Annotated in this window: 17 protein-coding genes; 10 read left to right on the top strand and 7 right to left on the bottom strand. The window is 63.2% G+C overall.

Annotation, left to right across the window (positions count from 1 at the left end):
* The 4 genes from ACVZUB_RS22950 (at position 1) to ACVZUB_RS22935 (ending at position 2,820) form a co-directional block, all read left to right on the top strand.
* Entirely contained in the window at positions 1-591 is a 591-nt protein-coding gene (locus tag ACVZUB_RS22950; protein WP_482627799.1) for a TetR/AcrR family transcriptional regulator, read from the top strand.
* 109 nt (positions 592-700) lie between these two features.
* The gene (locus ACVZUB_RS22945; RefSeq protein ID WP_482627798.1) at positions 701-1,708 is read left to right on the top strand and encodes an IS481 family transposase; all 1,008 of its coding nucleotides are present in this window, start codon (positions 701-703) and stop codon (positions 1,706-1,708) included.
* A gap of 48 nt (positions 1,709-1,756) precedes the next feature.
* The gene (locus ACVZUB_RS22940; protein WP_482627797.1) at positions 1,757-2,563 is read left to right on the top strand and encodes a TrmH family RNA methyltransferase; all 807 of its coding nucleotides are present in this window, start codon (positions 1,757-1,759) and stop codon (positions 2,561-2,563) included.
* The gene (locus tag ACVZUB_RS22935) at positions 2,560-2,820 is read left to right on the top strand and encodes a DUF2537 domain-containing protein (RefSeq protein WP_003940569.1); all 261 of its coding nucleotides are present in this window, start codon (positions 2,560-2,562) and stop codon (positions 2,818-2,820) included. The genes ACVZUB_RS22940 and ACVZUB_RS22935 overlap by 4 nt, the downstream gene beginning before the upstream one ends.
* Before the next feature lie 20 nt (positions 2,821-2,840).
* Here ACVZUB_RS22935 and ACVZUB_RS22930 read toward each other — a convergent pair whose 3' ends face one another.
* The 4 genes from ACVZUB_RS22930 to ACVZUB_RS22915 form a co-directional block, all read right to left on the bottom strand.
* Complete coding sequence (locus ACVZUB_RS22930) at positions 2,841-3,626, bottom strand: DUF6928 family protein (RefSeq protein ID WP_482627796.1); 786 nt, start codon at positions 3,624-3,626, stop codon at positions 2,841-2,843.
* Between the two features lie 52 nt (positions 3,627-3,678).
* Positions 3,679-4,638 carry a septation protein SepH gene (sepH, locus tag ACVZUB_RS22925; RefSeq protein ID WP_058037820.1) on the bottom strand — a complete coding sequence of 320 codons (960 nt, stop codon included), beginning with the start codon at positions 4,636-4,638 and terminating at the stop codon, positions 3,679-3,681.
* A gap of 200 nt (positions 4,639-4,838) precedes the next feature.
* Positions 4,839-5,960, bottom strand: a complete 1,122-nt coding sequence (gene serC / locus ACVZUB_RS22920; RefSeq protein ID WP_482628548.1) for a phosphoserine transaminase — start codon at positions 5,958-5,960, stop codon at positions 4,839-4,841.
* Between the two features lie 63 nt (positions 5,961-6,023).
* The gene (locus ACVZUB_RS22915; protein WP_003940025.1) at positions 6,024-7,151 is read right to left on the bottom strand and encodes a citrate synthase 2; all 1,128 of its coding nucleotides are present in this window, start codon (positions 7,149-7,151) and stop codon (positions 6,024-6,026) included.
* A 244-nt stretch (positions 7,152-7,395) separates the two neighbouring features.
* Between ACVZUB_RS22915 and pdxH the strand changes: the two genes are divergently transcribed.
* From pdxH to ACVZUB_RS22890, 5 genes are all read left to right on the top strand, one after another.
* On the top strand, positions 7,396-8,109 hold the full coding sequence (gene pdxH / locus ACVZUB_RS22910; protein WP_007733483.1) for a pyridoxamine 5'-phosphate oxidase: 714 nt from the start codon (positions 7,396-7,398) through the stop codon (positions 8,107-8,109).
* Entirely contained in the window at positions 8,106-9,371 is a 1,266-nt protein-coding gene (locus ACVZUB_RS22905; protein ID WP_021332219.1) for an MFS transporter, read from the top strand. The genes pdxH and ACVZUB_RS22905 overlap by 4 nt, the downstream gene beginning before the upstream one ends.
* A 41-nt stretch (positions 9,372-9,412) precedes the next feature.
* The gene (locus tag ACVZUB_RS22900; RefSeq protein WP_003939677.1) at positions 9,413-10,360 is read left to right on the top strand and encodes an aldose 1-epimerase family protein; all 948 of its coding nucleotides are present in this window, start codon (positions 9,413-9,415) and stop codon (positions 10,358-10,360) included.
* Positions 10,361-10,718: 358 nt separating this feature from the next.
* Positions 10,719-12,017 carry a citrate synthase gene (locus tag ACVZUB_RS22895; RefSeq protein WP_020908786.1) on the top strand — a complete coding sequence of 433 codons (1,299 nt, stop codon included), beginning with the start codon at positions 10,719-10,721 and terminating at the stop codon, positions 12,015-12,017.
* Positions 12,018-12,055: 38 nt separating this feature from the next.
* Complete coding sequence (locus ACVZUB_RS22890) at positions 12,056-12,418, top strand: FKBP-type peptidyl-prolyl cis-trans isomerase (RefSeq protein WP_003940440.1); 363 nt, start codon at positions 12,056-12,058, stop codon at positions 12,416-12,418.
* Positions 12,419-12,510: 92 nt separating this feature from the next.
* Here the strand turns inward: ACVZUB_RS22890 and ACVZUB_RS22885 are convergent, their stop codons facing one another.
* Together ACVZUB_RS22885 and ACVZUB_RS22880 are read right to left on the bottom strand one after the other, a co-directional pair.
* Positions 12,511-13,272, bottom strand: a complete 762-nt coding sequence (locus tag ACVZUB_RS22885; RefSeq protein WP_007733480.1) for an ABC transporter permease — start codon at positions 13,270-13,272, stop codon at positions 12,511-12,513.
* Positions 13,269-14,222 (bottom strand): ATP-binding cassette domain-containing protein, encoded by a 954-nt coding sequence (locus ACVZUB_RS22880; protein ID WP_482627795.1) that lies wholly within the window; start codon positions 14,220-14,222, stop codon positions 13,269-13,271. The genes ACVZUB_RS22885 and ACVZUB_RS22880 overlap by 4 nt, the downstream gene beginning before the upstream one ends.
* 93 nt (positions 14,223-14,315) lie before the next feature.
* On the opposite strand from ACVZUB_RS22880, the gene ACVZUB_RS22875 reads away from it, so the two are divergent.
* Positions 14,316-15,119, top strand: coding sequence for a TetR/AcrR family transcriptional regulator (locus ACVZUB_RS22875; RefSeq protein WP_007733476.1), 804 nt, complete (start codon positions 14,316-14,318; stop codon positions 15,117-15,119).
* On the opposite strand, the gene ACVZUB_RS22870 is transcribed toward ACVZUB_RS22875, so the two are convergent.
* A complete protein-coding gene (locus ACVZUB_RS22870) occupies positions 15,054-16,037 on the bottom strand; it encodes a sugar-binding transcriptional regulator (RefSeq protein ID WP_007733475.1) in 984 nt (327 codons plus the stop codon). The genes ACVZUB_RS22875 and ACVZUB_RS22870 overlap by 66 nt on opposite strands.
* Positions 16,038-16,224: the final 187 nt, after the last annotated feature.

Genomic DNA, 16,224 nt, shown 5'->3' with positions numbered 1-16,224 from the left:
GTGGTGAAACGTAGCAGTCCGGATGAGCGGCGTGAAGAGATCGCCGAGGCCGTGTGGCGTGTGATCCGTCGAGACGGTGTGGCGAGCGCCAGCGTCCGGGTGGTCGCGGACGAGGCGAAGATGTCGACGGGGTCGCTACGGCACTTCTTCGCGACGCAGTCCGAACTCTTGCTGTTCGCGATGACGCTCGTGACCGTCCGGGTGGAGCAAAGGATTGCCGGCATCGACTTCGATCCCGACATCCGCCGCGCGATCCGTCAGTTCACCGATCAGTTCGTTCCCCTCGACCAAGATCGGCGTGAAGAAATGCAGGTTTGGGAGGCCTTTGCTGCTGCCGCCCAGGCCGATTCGGCGTTGACGGCGGTGCGTGACGAGACAGACCGGACCTTGTTCGAGCACTTTCGTTCGTTCGTGGAAGCGGCGCATCGAGCGGGTTTTCTACGGCCGGGTGCCTCGGTCGACATCGAGGCGATGAGATTGCATGCGCTCGCCGACGGGCTCGCGTCGCACGGCGTCGACAATCCCGAGCGAACCAATCCAGAGGTGATCAGCCAGGTGCTCGACGCGCATTTTGTCACGCTGTTGCGTTAGGTGTTGTGGGTATGGACGTTGCTGACGCTGGATTGAAGTAGACGGGCTGGCCCTTCGCGGCAGGATGGAAGTTGCGAAACAGACCATCAACAGCAAAGGGACCAGCCCTGTGACACACCGTAATGCTCCGCTGACTGTCGAGGGAAGACGACGACTCGTCGAGCGGTGCCAGAGTCGTCCGATCACCCACGTCGCCGCCGAGATGGGCATCTCCCGACAATGCGCCTCCAAATGGGTCAACCGGTACCGAAAATACGGTGACCTGGGATTACAGGATCGATCCAGCACACCACACCATCAACCGGCCGCCACGGCGGCAGGGCTTGTGGCCGAGATCGAAGCGATGCGGCGAACCCGGAAATGGTCGGCCGCGCGCATCACGTTCGAACTCCGAATGGATGGAACGGTCATCGCACGCCGGACAGTCACGAAAATTCTGCGGAACCTGGGATTGCACCGTCGCCGGTTCATCGACCCGAACGGCGAGAACAATCGCAAACCGCAGGTCATCGTCGCGAAACGACCAGGCCAGATGGTGCACGTCGACGTCAAGAAAGTCGGCCGAATCCCGGACGGTGGTGGTTGGCGCGTTCACGGCCGCGGCTCCGCACAGGCCAAACAATCCCAGCGACGCAAGGCGCGAGCGAAGCAACCCCGGATCGGTTACACATACCTGCATTCCGCGATCGACGGCAACACCCGTTTGGCATACACCGAGGCACGCGATAACGAAACCGCCGCAACAGCCATCGATTTCATGAACAACGCCCGACACTTCTTCGCTGCACATGGCATCACCCGTATCGAACGGGTGATCACCGACAACGGATCATGCTATCGCGCAGCAGATTTCACCGCTTCACTCCGCGAGGCTCGGCATTACCGGATCAGGCCGTACACACCGAAACACAACGGGAAGGTCGAACGCTACAACCGCATCCTCGCCGAAGAACTGCTGTACTCCCGTGAGTACATCAGCGAAGCCCAGCGGCGCATTGCCGTCGAGGTATGGAACGTTCACTATAATTATCACCGACCGCATTCAGCACGCGGAGGACGACCGCCCGCCGCTTACCGCCGGCACCGCGTCACCAACGTCCGTTCCTCCTACAGTTAGGTCGGGAGTAGTGGTGGGGGCTCGCGGTGCGTACGGCACGATAGACCCGTGGTTCACGTCATCGACATCTCAGATCCCGCCGACCCCCGGCTGGATGACTTTCGCGATCTCAACTCTTCGGATCGGCGCCCCGACCTCCCGGAGGGCAAGGGACTGGTCATCGCCGAGGGAGTGTTCGTCACTCAGCGACTGCTGACTTCGCGGTTCGAGCCGATCAGTCTCCTCGGCGTCGAACGACGGCTCCTGGAGCTCGCTGACGATCTCGACGGAGTGGACGTGCCGTTCTACCGTACGAGCGCCGAAGTGATGGCCGAGGTCGTCGGATTTCACCTCAACCGCGGCGTCCTCGCTGCAGCAGCACGCCCGGCACCGCTCGCGGTCTCGGACGTGTTGAAGGACGCGAAGACCGTCGTGGTTCTCGAAGGCGTCAACGATCACGAGAATCTCGGCTCGATGTTCCGCAACGCGGCGGGGCTCGGTGTCGATGCAGTTCTGTTCGGGAAGGGTTGTGCCGACCCGCTGTACCGGCGGTCGGTCCGTGTGTCGATGGGGCACGTGCTGCGAGTGCCCTTCGCGCATGTGGCAAAGTGGCCACACGACTTGGATGAGCTGCGTGGCAACGATTTTCAGCTCATTTCCTTGACTCCGAATCCGGAAGCGGTCACTTTGGCCGAAGCGATGACGGGGGAGAAGGTAGCGCTACTGCTGGGCGCCGAGGGGCCAGGTTTGACCGAACATGCGATGCGGGCCACCGATATTCGTGCCAAGATACCCATGGCGCCCGGCACCGACTCGCTCAACGTCGCGACCGCAGCGGCGATGGCCTTCTACGAACGTGTCAGGACCGGCCGGTGACTCAGGACCGCACGCCCTGGTTCACCGGAATCGCGGTGTCGGTGTTCGCAGCCATGCTCTCGACCAGTGCCGTCGCGGCGTTCTGTGTCGCGCTGGGCAACGTGAACGTGCTCCTGGCGGTTGTCGTCAATGTCATTGCGGTAGGCGGACTTGCGCCGACCGTCTGGCGCTGGCGAGCCGTCCCCGTCTGGCGATGGGTGGTCTACGGCGCGGTAGTCGGCGTACCGCTCGGGTGGATCGCAGCGATAGCCGCGTGAACCTGTGAGGCTGCTCGGCGCTACTTGAAGCCGAAGTACCGAGCGAGGCGGCCGCGCGGCTTGGCCACCTGTGCGTCGTGGATCGGCGGCATGTTTTCGGGCATGGGTACCTCTGTCGGCGCCTGCTCGGGCATCGGCGCGGGGGCTGGGGGTGCAGGTTTGGGTGCCTCGCCGGGTCGGTGAATCTTGAAGCCCCACAGGAGAATCTGCGTTGTGTCGAGTTCGTGTTCTCGCGGCGCGCCGGTGTATCGAAATCCCAGCCACTCGAGGTTGGCGGACTCCGCGAACTGTTGCGGGTGGAACGGAAGTGACTGCGGATCAGGCAGGATCCCGGGCGGGTAACGCAGGGGATGGTTGCCGGCCCAGAATTCCAGTTCCCAGGTCTGTGGGATCCCCAGATTTTCGACGATGTCGATCGGGATGGCACTGAACGAGCGTCGTAGCTCGCCGTCCTCCCACAGTGCAAACGAACCCTGCGCGGTTTCGGGGACGGAGCTGATCAACAGCGTCGAGCCACCCTCTGCCGAAAGGTGCCAGGAATCAGGCAGTTTCGAGGGGACGAAGGTGCTGAGTTCGGAGCTGCAGACGACACTCACTCGACCGTACGCGCCGACGAAGACGTAGCCGGGGCTCACCGTCGCGGCCATCGACAGCGGCTGAGGCCCGAGCGACTCGAACTCCTTGTCCGGGTACAGCGACATGGCGATTTTCAGGGCCTCGGTCTGATCCGGCTGTGGGTACCTGCTCAATTCGGTGCGAGCGTCTGCGCCGCCCAGAAACCAGATCGTCGATACCCGTGCAGCCACCGGCAGCCCTCTCTCCTCAGCCTCGCTCGAAAGAAGAATACTTTCCTTCGGGTCAGCGACCGCTGCTGCGGACCCCGAGGAGTACGTCGTCCCACGAGGGAAGAGCAGGCCGTCCGCGCTTGTCCTTGGTCTGCGTCTGCTGCGGAGCGGTTTTCGGGGTCACATCCGGTGCGGGTTCGGGAACCTCTTCGGTGACGACGGTTTCCGGCTCGACAGCAATCGGTTCGGGCGCCACGATCCGTTCCGCCACCACCGTCCGCTCGGGGACTACTGTGCGCTCGGAAACTGCTGTCCGCTCGGAAACTGCTGTCCGCTCGGAAACTGCTGCGGGCTCGGGCTCGATCTCCGCCACCGGTTCGACGTCGAATCGGGACAGTTCGAGCTGCTGCGGCTCGTTCGAGACCACCGGTACCAGGCCGCGGAGCGGGCGACCGAAGTCGGGATCGATCAAGTCGAATGCCGCGTCGTCGAGTGCGACGATCGTTCCGCCGTGCGCGTCGGGCTGGTAGCGCCAGTGCGCGGCGTTGGTGGTGCGGCCGGCCTGCCACTGCAACTGCGCGACCCACTGATTGTCCTCGTCGCGCCAGGCATCCCAGGTGGCCTCGTCGATACTGTGGCCGCGGGCGCGGAATGCGTGGGTCACGATTTCGGAGAGGGTGGGAACTGTCGGACCGTTGTCGCGCACCGGGTGTCCGCCCTGCGCCATTTCCGCGGCGCGGGAGCGCTCGAGCAGAACGGGGTACGCAAAGCGCTCGACCTTGCTGATGGGGATCTTCGCTTCTTCGGCGACCTGCTCTACGGAAGCACCGGAACGAATGCGCGCCTGAATTTCGCGGGGACGGAGTTGGCTTTCCATTTCGATCTCAATCTGGCCGAGTCGAGCCACGTCTCCGCGGGAAGCTGCACGAAGTTTGTCATCGGCGGGAAGCCGGAATTTCTGGCCGGTTTCAGCATCTGCGCACACCACATGCGATCCATCGGGTTCAAGTCCGATCACTCGAAGCTCTCGCACATTGACCTCCTTATCGCGCCGGCTCGCGACTTTGCGCCGCGCTCAACTGTAATTCATTCGTGACCATGGACTCGGCAGGACACGCAGGGCGAGATGACCTCGGATCCGCCCACCGGTGTGGTAGCTCACAAGGTCTGGCGCAAACGACGCTCGGCCCCCGACGTCATGCCGGGGGCCGAGCGGTGAAGCAAATGTGAAAATCAGCCGAGCTGAGAAACGACCCAGTCGATGCTCTTGGTGAGAGCGGTGACGTCATCGGGGTCGATGGCCGGGAACATGCCGACGCGCAGCTGGTTGCGGCCGAGCTTGCGGTACGGCTCGGTATCGACGATTCCGTTGGCGCGCAGGATCTTTGCCACCTCGGCAGCGTCGACGTCGTCGTTGAAGTCGATGGTGCCGACAACCTGCGAGCGGTGTGCCGGATCAGCGACGAACGGCGTTGCGAAGTCACTGGCCTCGGCCCAGTTGTACAGGCGCGAGGACGAATCCGCGGTGCGAGCGGTGGTCCAGTCGAGGCCGCCGTTGCTGTTCATCCACTCGATCTGGTTGGCGAAGAGCAAGAGGGTGGCCAGGGCCGGGGTGTTGTACGTCTGATCCTTGGAGCTGTTGTCCACGGCGATGGGCAGCGAGAGGAAGTCAGGCGTCCAGCGTCCCGAATCCTTGATCTCCGCGACGCGCTCGAGGGCGGCCGGGCTCATCAGCGCGATCCACAGTCCGCCGTCTGCAGCGAAGCACTTCTGCGGAGCGAAGTAGTAGACGTCGGAATCGGCGACATTGACCGGAAGTCCACCGGCGCCCGAGGTGGCGTCGATGGCGATCAGTGCGTTCTCCGAACCCGCGGGACGCGAGACGGGGATCGACACACCGGTGGAGGTCTCGTTGTGCGCCCAGCCGATGAGATCGACGGAAGGGTCGGAGACCGGCACCGGTGCGCTGCCCGGATCGGCGGAAACGACGATCGGGTCACCGATGAACGGGTTGGCCTTGGCGACCGAAGCGAACTTGGAGCTGAATTCGCCGTTGGTCAGGTGCAGCGACTTCTCGCGGATGAGGCCGAATGCGGCCGCATCCCAGAACGCAGTGGTTCCGCCGTTGCCGAGGACGACCTCGTAGCCCTCGGGCAGTGAGAACAGATCGGCGAGGCCGGAACGAATGCTGGCCACAACGTTCTTGACCGGCTTCTGGCGATGGCTGGTGCCGAACACCGAAGCGCCCACCTCGACCAGGGACTGCAGCTGCTCGGGGCGAACCTTGGAAGGACCGCAGCCGAAGCGTCCGTCGGCGGGCTTGAGGTCGGCGGGGATGATCGGTGTGGAGGTCATCGCTTCTTTCTGTTCCTTCACTTGTGTTCTGTACTACCGTGATTGGCGAATTCGAGCGGGGTACTACGCGTGGCTGATCTGGTCCCAGCCCTCGACCGACTCCGGAGTACGGGGCGCCGGGCCGGTGTAGATGGCGGCCGGGCGTACCAGCTTACCGAGACGCTTCTGCTCGAGGATGTGTGCACACCAGCCGGCGGTGCGGCCACAGGTGAACATGGCGGGCATCATGTGCGCGGGAACCTCGGCGAAGTCGAGGATGACGGCGGCCCAGAACTCGACGTTGGTCTCGATCGCGCGATCGGGACGACGCTCACGCAGTTCTGCCAGTGCAGCCTGCTCGAGAGCTGCGGCAGCCTCGTAGCGGGGAGCGTTGAGGCGCTTCGCCGTGGCGCGGAGCACGCGTGCACGGGGATCTTCGGCGCGGTAGACGCGGTGTCCGAAGCCCATGAGCTTTTCCTTGCGGTCGAGGATTCCCTTGACCAGTGCGCGGGCGTCGCCGGTCTTCTCGGTCTCTTCGATCATCGGAAGAACTCGGGCCGGTGCGCCGCCGTGCAGCGGGCCGGACATCGCGCCGATGGCGCCGGAAAGCGAAGCCGCGACGTCGGCGCCCGTGGAGGCGATGACGCGGGCCGTGAAGGTGGAGGCGTTCATGCCGTGCTCGGCTGCCGAGACCCAGTACGCGTCGATTGCCTCGACGTGTGCCGGATCGGGCTCACCCTTCCAGCGAACCATGAAGCGTTCGGTGACGGTCTTGGCCTCGTCGATGCGGCTCTGCGGGACTGCCGGCTGGTAGATGCCGCGAGCGGACTGCGCGACGTACGACAGCGCCATGACGGATGCGCGGGCGAGCTGGTCGCGGGCGGTCTCGTCATCGATGTCGAGGAGCGGCTGGTAGCCCCAGATGGGAGCCAGCATCGCCAGTCCGGCCTGAACGTCGACACGGACGTCGCCGGTGTGAATGGGGAGGGGGAACGGCTCGGCCGGCGGGAGGCCGGGGCCGAAGCGGCCGTCGACGAGAAGGGCCCATACGTTGCCGAAGGTGACCCTCTGGCCGACCAGGTCTTCGATGTCGACTCCGCGGTAGCGCAGTGCGCCGCCGTCCTTGTCAGGTTCTGCGATATCGCTGGTGAAGGCGACGACGCCTTCGAGTCCGCTCACAAAATCGTCCGGTATTGCTGCGCTCGCTGCCATTCTCGTGGACTCTCCTCGTTCGAGTGCGCCAGGTCTACAGTCGCACTGCCTCAGCTTCAGTGACTGCGCCTCGGTGCTCGCAGGGATGAGCACGCACCGTGTTTTGTACTGCGCAATCGTCTCGTCCCGATTCGGCGCTGTCGCTGGTGCGGCTCGCGGTCCGGGTCGGGTCTAGCCACGGCAAACTTTAGCGCGTGCCGCGTAGCCGTTGGCCAGTGAGTACCCGGGAGTAGCGTTCTCGGCTGTGTCGAATGAACGTCAGGACCCGCAGGCGGTGGACAACGAACTCGCGGCCATGCGTGTGGGCTATCCGCAAGCAGGCAGCGAATCGGAGTCCGTCGAGGACCGCATGAGTGCGGAATTGGATACTTCGGTTGTCGAAACCGGTTGGCTGCCCCTCATGCGCCAATGGCTCGTGGACGCCGTCGAAGCTGACGCGCCGGAGCCCAACGCCATGACTCTGTCGACGGTGGACGACGGTGGCCGTCCGGCGTCGCGCACCGTGCTCTGCAAAGGGCTCAGCGAGGACGGCGTCCTCTTCTTCACCAACTACGGATCCGACAAGGCTCGTCACCTCGACGCCCACCCGTACGCGTCGGCGAACTTCACGTGGCTGACCCTTGCCAGGCAGGTGATCGTCCGCGGCACCACCGAGCGGGTGAGTGCTCAACTGACGCAGGAGTATTGGCGAACCAGGCCTCGCGGTTCACAGCTCGGCGCGTGGGCGTCGTCGCAGTCTCGTCCGATCGACTCGCGTGCCGATCTCGACGAGCAACTGCGTGAGGTCGCTGCTCGATTCGGCGTGGACGGTGAGATTCCGGTGCCACCGAACTGGGGCGGGATTCTGATTCGCCCCGAGTCTGTCGAGTTCTGGCAAGGACGCGCGAACCGCATGCACAATCGAGTTCGCACGAGCCTGGTCGACGGACAGTGGTCCGCCGTCCGTCTCCAGCCGTGAGCCGGCTACTCGCGGACACGACTCCGCTCGAGAATCGCGACTATCGACGGCTGTGGACGGCCGGCATCGTCACCGTCATCGGCGCTCAGCTCAGCGTGGTCGCCGTACCGCAACAGGTGTACGAGATCACCCGAAGCTCGGCCTACGTCGGTCTGACGGGAATCTTCGGTCTGGTCCCGCTGGTCGTTTTCGGTCTGTGGGGCGGCGCACTGGCCGACGTCATGGATCGACGACGGCTGTTGATGATCACCTCGATCGGACTCGGCGTCACGTCGGTACTGTTCTGGATCCAGGCTGCCCTGAACGTGAACAACGTGTGGTTGGTGCTCGGATTGTTCTCGGTTCAACAGGCGTTCTTCGCGGTGAACCAGCCGACGCGAGCGGCGATCATCCCTCGGTTGATTCCGGGCAGGCAGTTACCTGCCGCGAACTCGCTGAACATGACTGTCGTGCAGTTCGGTGCGATAGCCGGCCCGCTACTGGCGGGTGTCCTCATACCGTCGGCCGGTCTGCAACTGCTGTACCTGCTCGACTCGATCTTTCTTCTCGCCACACTGTGGGCGGTATGGAAGCTCCCGGCGATTCCGCCGACCGGAACGTCTCGGCGAGCCGGATTGAGCGAGGTCCTCGGCGGTTTCACGTATCTCGCGACGCAGAAGGTTCTGCTCGCGTCGTTCGTGGTGGACATCATCGCGATGGTGTTCGGGATGTCGCGAGCACTGTTCCCGGAGATCGCTCACGAATCCTTCGGTGACCCCGCCAGCGGCGGTTTTGCGCTGGGACTGCTGTTCGCGGCGATGTCGGTGGGAGCCGTTCTGGGCGGAGTCTTCTCGGGTTGGTTGCCACGGGTTCAGTACCAGGGGCGAGCCGTTCTGGTCTGCATCGCGCTGTGGGGGCTGTCCATGGTCGGCTTCGGCGTTGCCGTGTACTTCGCGAGTCCCGGTTCCAGTGTGATTCTGCTCTGGGTGGCGGTCGCATTCCTGGCATTCGGCGGAGCCGTCGACATGGTCTCGGCGGCTTTCCGCAGCACGATGCTCCAGCAAGTGGCAACCGACGACATGCGCGGACGACTGCAGGGCGTGTTCATCGTGGTCGTGGCAGGTGGTCCGCGTATCGGTGACGTGCTGCACGGCGGTGCAGCCTTCCTGTTCGGGACCGGTGTCGCGGCAGCGGGCGGCGGCTTCCTGGTGATTGTCGGTGTTGTCCTTTCTGCCCTCGCATTTCCGGCATTCGTTCGCTACAAGGTGGGACGCGCCGTCTGACGTCCTGGTTAACCGGTCGCTCGTGGTGGAAACTGGTACGTATGACTGCGCCGCACAGCACGGGTAGGGGAGGGTTCGAGATCCGTGGTGGAGGCTATCGAGCCGAGATCGCCGCGGCCGGTGCCGGGTTGCGGCTACTCGATCACGAAGGACCGAACGGTCAGCGCGCGCTGACCGAGACCTGGGCACTCGGATCGAAGCCACCGCTGTCGGCCGGATTGGTTCTCGCGCCGTGGCCCAACCGAATTCGCGACGGGCACTTCATGTTCGACGGGATCGAGCATCAACTCGAGATCACCGAACCTGCGCTGGGGAACGCGAGCCACGGGTTCGTCCGGCGTCGCAATTGGAGCCTCGTGGACCACACGTACGAGCGCGTCGAACTGTCGGTCGACGTGGGACTTCACAAGGGTTGGCCCTATCCGTTGCAGCTGACGGTCGCCTACGAGGTCGGTGCCGACGGACTGACCGTCACGCACACGGCTACGAACAAGGGTGCGACCTCGTCGCCGTTCGGGCTCGGAATGCACACCTTCATTCGCGCCGGCGACTTTCCGCTCGACGAATGTGCTCTGCATCTGGCAGCAGGCACGCGGTTGCCGATCGATCCGGCGAGGATGCTGCCGAACGCGTATTCGCAGGCAGTCGCCGGTACGGACTACGACTTCCGGACACCGAGACTGCTTGCCGGGGTGCAGTTGGACACTCCGTACAGCGCATTGGACGTCGTCGACGGCAGTGGTCGCACGCAACACGAGCTGCTGGCTCCGGATGGAACGGGCACTGCCCTGTGGACCAACCGCGAGTTCCCGTGGATTCAGGCCTTCATCGCAGATCCCGCCAACGACAAGGGGTATCCCGACCGTGGGCGCGCATTGGCTTTGGAGCCGATGACCTGCCCGCCTGACGCCTTCAACTCGGGCATCGATCTCCTGGTGCTTCATCCTGGTCAGACGTGGACGGGTAGCTGGGGCATCAAGGCGCTGTGATCCGGCTCTCATACCGTGGGATCGTGTAACACCAAGTAGGCATCAGCCGATAACGATCGGTTTTCAGTACCCCGTGTCAGTGGTCCGGAAGGTCCGACGTTGCTCCCATTTGCGAATTGCAGCCGAGATTTGCAGATCAGTGTGGGTAAATGCGCGATTCCGTAGACTGGAGTACCGGTCACGCGAGTGGGAAAGCCCAGACTGGAACATGTTTCAGTTTCGGTGGGTATGTCGGGTTCGTGAGTACCCGAAAAATAGCCGTGGAGCGACCCTCCTTCGGCACGATCTCTCCCGTGCGACTAGTTTCTAGTTGATCGCATGTAGTTACTCGTTGGTTCGAGCTTGAGAGGGATCCTTCGTGCCCGCTGACAATGACACAAAGCCCACGCTTACTTACCCCGGTGGTGAGTACACGATGTCCATTGCCAGGGCAACAGAGGGCAATGACGGCATCGAGCTGGGAAAGCTGCTGGCCACAACGGGGTACACCACCCTTGACCCCGGTTTTGTGAACACTGCATCCACCAGTTCTGCAATCACCTACATCGACGGTGAGAAGGGAATCCTGCGTTACCGCGGATATCCCATCGAGCAGTTGGCAGGTAAGTCGACGTTCATCGAGGTCAGCTACCTGCTGATCTACGGCGAACTGCCGACCGACGCCCAGCTCGAGTCCTTCACGGACCGCATCCGTCGACACACCCTGCTTCACGAGGACCTCAAGCGGTTCTTCGACGGATTCCCGCGCAACGCTCACCCGATGCCGGTTCTCTCGTCCGCAGTGAACGCATTGTCGGCGTACTACCAGGATTCGCTCGATCCCGAGGATCCGGAGCAGGTGGAACTGTCCACCATCCGTCTTCTCGCGAAGCTGCCGACCATCGCTGCGTACGCGTACAAGAAGTCCGTCGGACAGCCGTTCCTGTACCCGGACAACTCGTTGAACCTGGTCGAGAACTTCATGCGTATGACGTTCGGCTTCCCCGCCGAGCCGTACCAGGGTGATCCCGAGGTCGCCAAGGCACTCGACATGCTGCTGATCCTGCACGCAGACCACGAGCAGAACTGCTCCACGTCGACCGTGCGTATGGTCGGCTCGTCGGACGCCAACCTGTTCACCTCCGTCTCGGCCGGCATCAACGCACTGTGGGGCCCGCTGCACGGCGGCGCCAACCAGGCAGTGCTCGAGATGCTCGACGAGATCAAGGCCAGCGGCAGCACCGCAGCCGAGTTCGTCCGCAAGGTCAAGAACAAGGAAGACGGCGTGAAGCTCATGGGCTTCGGGCACCGCGTCTACCGCAACTACGATCCGCGCGCTGCGCTGGTCCGCGAAACCGCGCACACCATCCTCGCCAAGCTCGGCGGCGACGACGAACTGCTCAACATCGCAATGCAACTCGAAGAGGCCGCCCTCACGGACGACTACTTCATCGAGCGCAAGCTCTACCCGAACGTCGACTTCTACACCGGCCTCATCTACCGCGCGATGGGCTTCCCGCCGCGCATGTTCACGGTGCTGTTCGCCATGGGCCGTCTGCCCGGCTGGATTGCGCACTGGCGTGAAATGCACGAGGATCCGGCTACGAAGATCGGCCGCCCGCGCCAGATCTACACCGGCTACACCGAGCGTGACTATCGGGACATCACCACCCGCTAGCCCCTGCCCCCCAATTTTCGCCTCAACGAGGAGGACCCATGAGTAGCAAGCCCGTAATCGAGTTCCAGGAAGGCCCCGCGCCGACCGATCTGGTCATCAAGGATCTGGTTGTCGGAGAAGGCGCCGAAGCCGTTCCCGGTGGCACCGTCGACGTTCACTACGTCGGTGTCGAGTTCGAGTCCGGCGAAGAGTTCGACTCTTCCTGGAGCCGTGGCGAGTCCATTCAGTTCCCGCTTCGTGGCCTGATCAAGGGCTGGCAGGACGGCATCCCGGGCATGAAGGTCGGCGGACGCCGTCAGCTCACCATTCCGCCGGAGCTGGCATACGGCCCCGCCGGTGCAGGGCACCAGCTTTCCGGCAAGACCTTGGTCTTCGTGATCGATCTGCTGGACGCCAAGTAATCCACTGTGCGCCTTTATTAACCCCCCGCGGTTAATAAAGGCGCACAGCACAAGCAGCCCCGCACCGTCAGGTGTGGGGCTTTCTTGTGTGGTCAGCTCGCGGTCTTTCGTCGGTAGAGCCAGTTCGACCACACGAATCCCACGGCGGCGATGCCCAGGCACCACGCGAGGGCGATGGCCGCGCTGTTCCCGATCGGCGTGCCCATCAGGAGTCCGCGCACAGTCTCGATGATCGGAGTCACCGGTTGGTGCCGGGCAAACCCCTGCAGCCAGGACGGCATGGTCTCAGCCGGTACGAAAGCAGTGCTGACGTAGGGCAGGAACATGATGGCGAAGGTGAATCCGCTTGCAGCCTCCGGGTTCTTGGCCAAGAGTCCCAAAGCTGTCGAGAGGTACGACATGGCAAAGACGAAGGCGACGATCACAGCGGCGACGCCGAGCCAGCGCAACGGATCGCTGGTCGGGCGAAATCCCATGATCAGCGCAACCACGACCACGATCGCCGTAGTCAGGACGTTGCGGACGACGCTGGCCAGTACATGACCGGTCAGGACCGACGGCGGAGATATCGCCAAGGTCCGGAAACGGTCGATGATCCCGTCCTTCATGTCGCTCGAGACGCTGACCGCGGTGGTCGAGGCGCCGAAACCGGCGCACAGAAGGATGATTCCGGGCACTACGTAGTCGATGTACTCGCTACCGGTGTTGATGGCGCCGCCGAAGACGTAGACGAACAGCAGCATGAGCATGACCGGAAGGGCTATCGCGGTGATCATCGAATCCGGACTGCGCAGAACGTGTTTGAGATTCCGGCGGAGCATCACCGCGGAATCGATTGCAATGGTGGAGGTCATCGAACGCTCGCAATCTCGGGTTGGCCTGATCCGGTGAGCGCGAAGAACACGTCGTCCAGATCCGGAGTGTGAACGGAGAACTTCTCGACGGTGATCGACGGATCGTCGATCGAGTCGAGGATCGCTTTGATCGACGGAACTGCCCCGTCGGAAGGGATGTGCAGGGTCAAGGTCTCGGCATTCGAATGCGCCTGCGGCAGTGATGCCGCGGCGAGTTCGAGTTGGGCCAGGTTCTCGAATTGCAGTGCGACGTGGCCGCCGGGAACAAGGCGTTTGAGTTCGTCCGGTGTTCCCTCGGCGACGATGCGGCCGCCGCTCAGCACGCCGACCGTATCGGCCAATTCGTCTGCCTCGTCGAGGTATTGGGTGGTGAGGAAGATGGTGACGCCTGACGCTGTGAGTCCTCGAACGATCGACCACATGTCGTGGCGGCTTCGCGGGTCCAGGCCGGTGGTGGGTTCGTCGAGAAAGACGACGTCCGGTCGGGCGACGAGGCTCATTGCGATGTCGAGTCGTCTGAGCATGCCGCCCGAGTAGTTGCCGGCGCGTTTGTCGCCGAAGTCCGTCAAAACGAACTGGTCGAGCAATTCCTCGGCACGGCGACGGGAGTTCTTCCGGCCCAGGTGATTCAGTTCGCCCAGTAGGGTGAGGTTCTCGAATCCGGTCAGCAAGGTGTCGACGGCTGCGTACTGCCCGGTCACGCTGATGCGTCGCCGAACGTTCTGTGGATCTCCGGGCAGTGAATGCCCCGCGACCGTGACCTCGCCTCCGTCGAAGGGGATGAGGGTGGTGAGAATTCTTACGGCCGTGGTCTTTCCGGCGCCGTTTGCGCCGAGGAGGGCGTACACCGATCCGGCCGGGACCGACAGGTCGAGTCCAGCCAGTACCTGTTGATCGCCGTAGTGCTTACGGAGTCCGCGGACCGAGATTGCGGGGATCGTTCCTGACATCGAGACCTCCAAGTAAGAACTGTGTATGTCATAAACTCGTGTTTATAGCGTACACAGTTCTAGGATGATGGCAAGAGTGAAGAGTGGGAGCTTATGGATCGCGGAGCGCTACCGAGAGCAGTTGAACTGGCCTGGGGACTGGACCAGCCGGGAACGCGGGGTCCGAAGAAGGGGCTCAGTCTCGAGCAAATTCTCGACACCGCGATCGAATTGGCCGACGCAGAAGGCGTCACCGCTCTGTCGATGGGCCGCGTGGCCAAAGCGCTCGGGTTCACGACCATGTCGCTCTACCGCTACGTGGCAAGCAAAGACGAACTGATCGAACTGATTTCGGATCGGGTGATCGGGCCGCCGCCGGTGATTCCCGACGGCGTGACCTGGCGCGTCAAGCTCGAGGCGTGGGCGAATCAGGAGTATGCCACGATGCTGAGTCGACCGTGGTGGCTCAAGCTGCCCATCACGGCTCCACCGACCGGGCCCAACAACATGGCGTGGCTCGACGCGGGTCTGAGCGCCCTCGACGGGGTCGCCCTGAGCGCCGCGTCGAAGTTCCAGGTGGTGACCAACGTGTCGTTGTTCGTCATCGGCCGCGCTCGATTCTCGGCTGACCTGGCTTCTCGTTCAGCGCAGTCGGCAGACGACGACGTCGCATACGGCGCTCTCATTGCTCGTGTCATCAATCGGGAGGGATTCCCCTACCTGAGTGCCGCAATCGAGGAAGGCGGCTTCGAGGACGGCAGCCCGGAGGGTGAGGCCGCCGGCGACGATGCCTTCGATTTCAGTTTCTCGCTCGGCTTACTTCTCGACGGAATCGAGAAGCTGGTGCAGCGGTCAGGACACCAGCGCGGTGGCGCTGACGTCGTCGATGATCAGATCGGTGATCAGCCCGCCCCGTAGTGCTCCCTCCAGGGCCGGCAGTTTTGCTGTTCCGGCGACGATGCACACGCGCCTGGCGACCTTCTCGAAAAGGTCCAGTCGCGGGCCGCTCGCGCGCTCGTTGAGTTCGATTCCGCGGTAGCTCCCGTCCGACCGGAAGAAGACGGTTGCGATGTCGCCGACCACTCCGTCGCGTCGAAGTGCTTCTGCTTCATCGGGTTCGAGGTATCCGGCGGTGTAGACGTGACTCGGTACGTTGCCGCCCGGTACGCCGATGCTGAAGACTGCCAGGTCCATTCGCTTCTGCATGTCCAAGACGCGTTTGATGCTTCGTTCGCGCCACAGTTGCTCCCGAGTTTCCGGGTAGTCGAAGAAGGCAGGCACCGGAAATCCTTGTGGCAGAGCACCGTAGGCGTCGGCGATGGTTCTGATGATGTCGCTGGCGTAAGAGATCCCGGTGGTGCGAGTATTCGCGGCGCCGTTGAGTTGCACGACGTACGAGTTGTACGTGCGTTTGGGGGCAAGGTGCTTGCTGACTTCACTGAGAGTGGTTCCCCAGGCGATCCCCATCACCATGTCGCTGTCGAAGAACGACGCCAGCAGGCGTCCGGCAAAGGTTGCGACCTTTTCGAGTCGCTCGAGATCTCCCACCAGTTCCGGCACGGTCACCACGTGGGCGCGCACTCCGTACCGTTCCGAGAACTCGCGTTCGATGCGAGGAGCCTGGCCGTGCGGGGTGCTGATCTTGATCTCGACGAGACCCGAGGTGCGCGCGTAGGTGATCAATCGGGAGACGGTGGATCGGGACACCCCCATGTCGCGGCCGATGGCAGCCATGGTCTGGTCCTGGAAGTAGTAGAGGCGTGCGGCCTGAACTGCGTCGGCGATGCGCGGGTCCGCCGGATCGGAGGTAGCGGAGTCCGAAGTGGGAGTTTCCATGGGTTCGTCCTGTCTGCACGTACGTGCAAGAGCATTGAACCGAATCTTATCCGAGTAGGCCCAGGCCGAGGCGCTCGATCACGCAAAGTCCCAGAAGTGTGTCTGTTACCCGCGTTACGGTGCGCAAATGGGGCAATTGCACATATGTGCACGAGCTATGCGTGAATGTGCAAACGGCCTTACGCTA

Source organism: Rhodococcus sp. OS5, assembly GCF_056837585.1.
Note: the sequence above shows the minus strand (reverse complement) of the source record. Positions and strands in the feature narration are given on the sequence as shown.

Coding starts and splice junctions, on each gene's coding strand:
- ACVZUB_RS22880 (WP_482627795.1), bottom strand. CDS start 14,222: ATGTCAGGAACGATCCCCGCAATCTCGGTCCGCGGACTCCGTAAGCAC.
- ACVZUB_RS22900 (WP_003939677.1), top strand. CDS start 9,413: ATGACTGCGCCGCACAGCACGGGTAGGGGAGGGTTCGAGATCCGTGGT.
- ACVZUB_RS22875 (WP_007733476.1), top strand. CDS start 14,316: ATGGATCGCGGAGCGCTACCGAGAGCAGTTGAACTGGCCTGGGGACTG.
- serC (WP_482628548.1), bottom strand. CDS start 5,960: ATGACCTCCACACCGATCATCCCCGCCGACCTCAAGCCCGCCGACGGA.
- ACVZUB_RS22885 (WP_007733480.1), bottom strand. CDS start 13,272: ATGACCTCCACCATTGCAATCGATTCCGCGGTGATGCTCCGCCGGAAT.
- ACVZUB_RS22890 (WP_003940440.1), top strand. CDS start 12,056: ATGAGTAGCAAGCCCGTAATCGAGTTCCAGGAAGGCCCCGCGCCGACC.
- ACVZUB_RS22870 (WP_007733475.1), bottom strand. CDS start 16,037: ATGGAAACTCCCACTTCGGACTCCGCTACCTCCGATCCGGCGGACCCG.
- ACVZUB_RS22915 (WP_003940025.1), bottom strand. CDS start 7,151: ATGGCAGCGAGCGCAGCAATACCGGACGATTTTGTGAGCGGACTCGAA.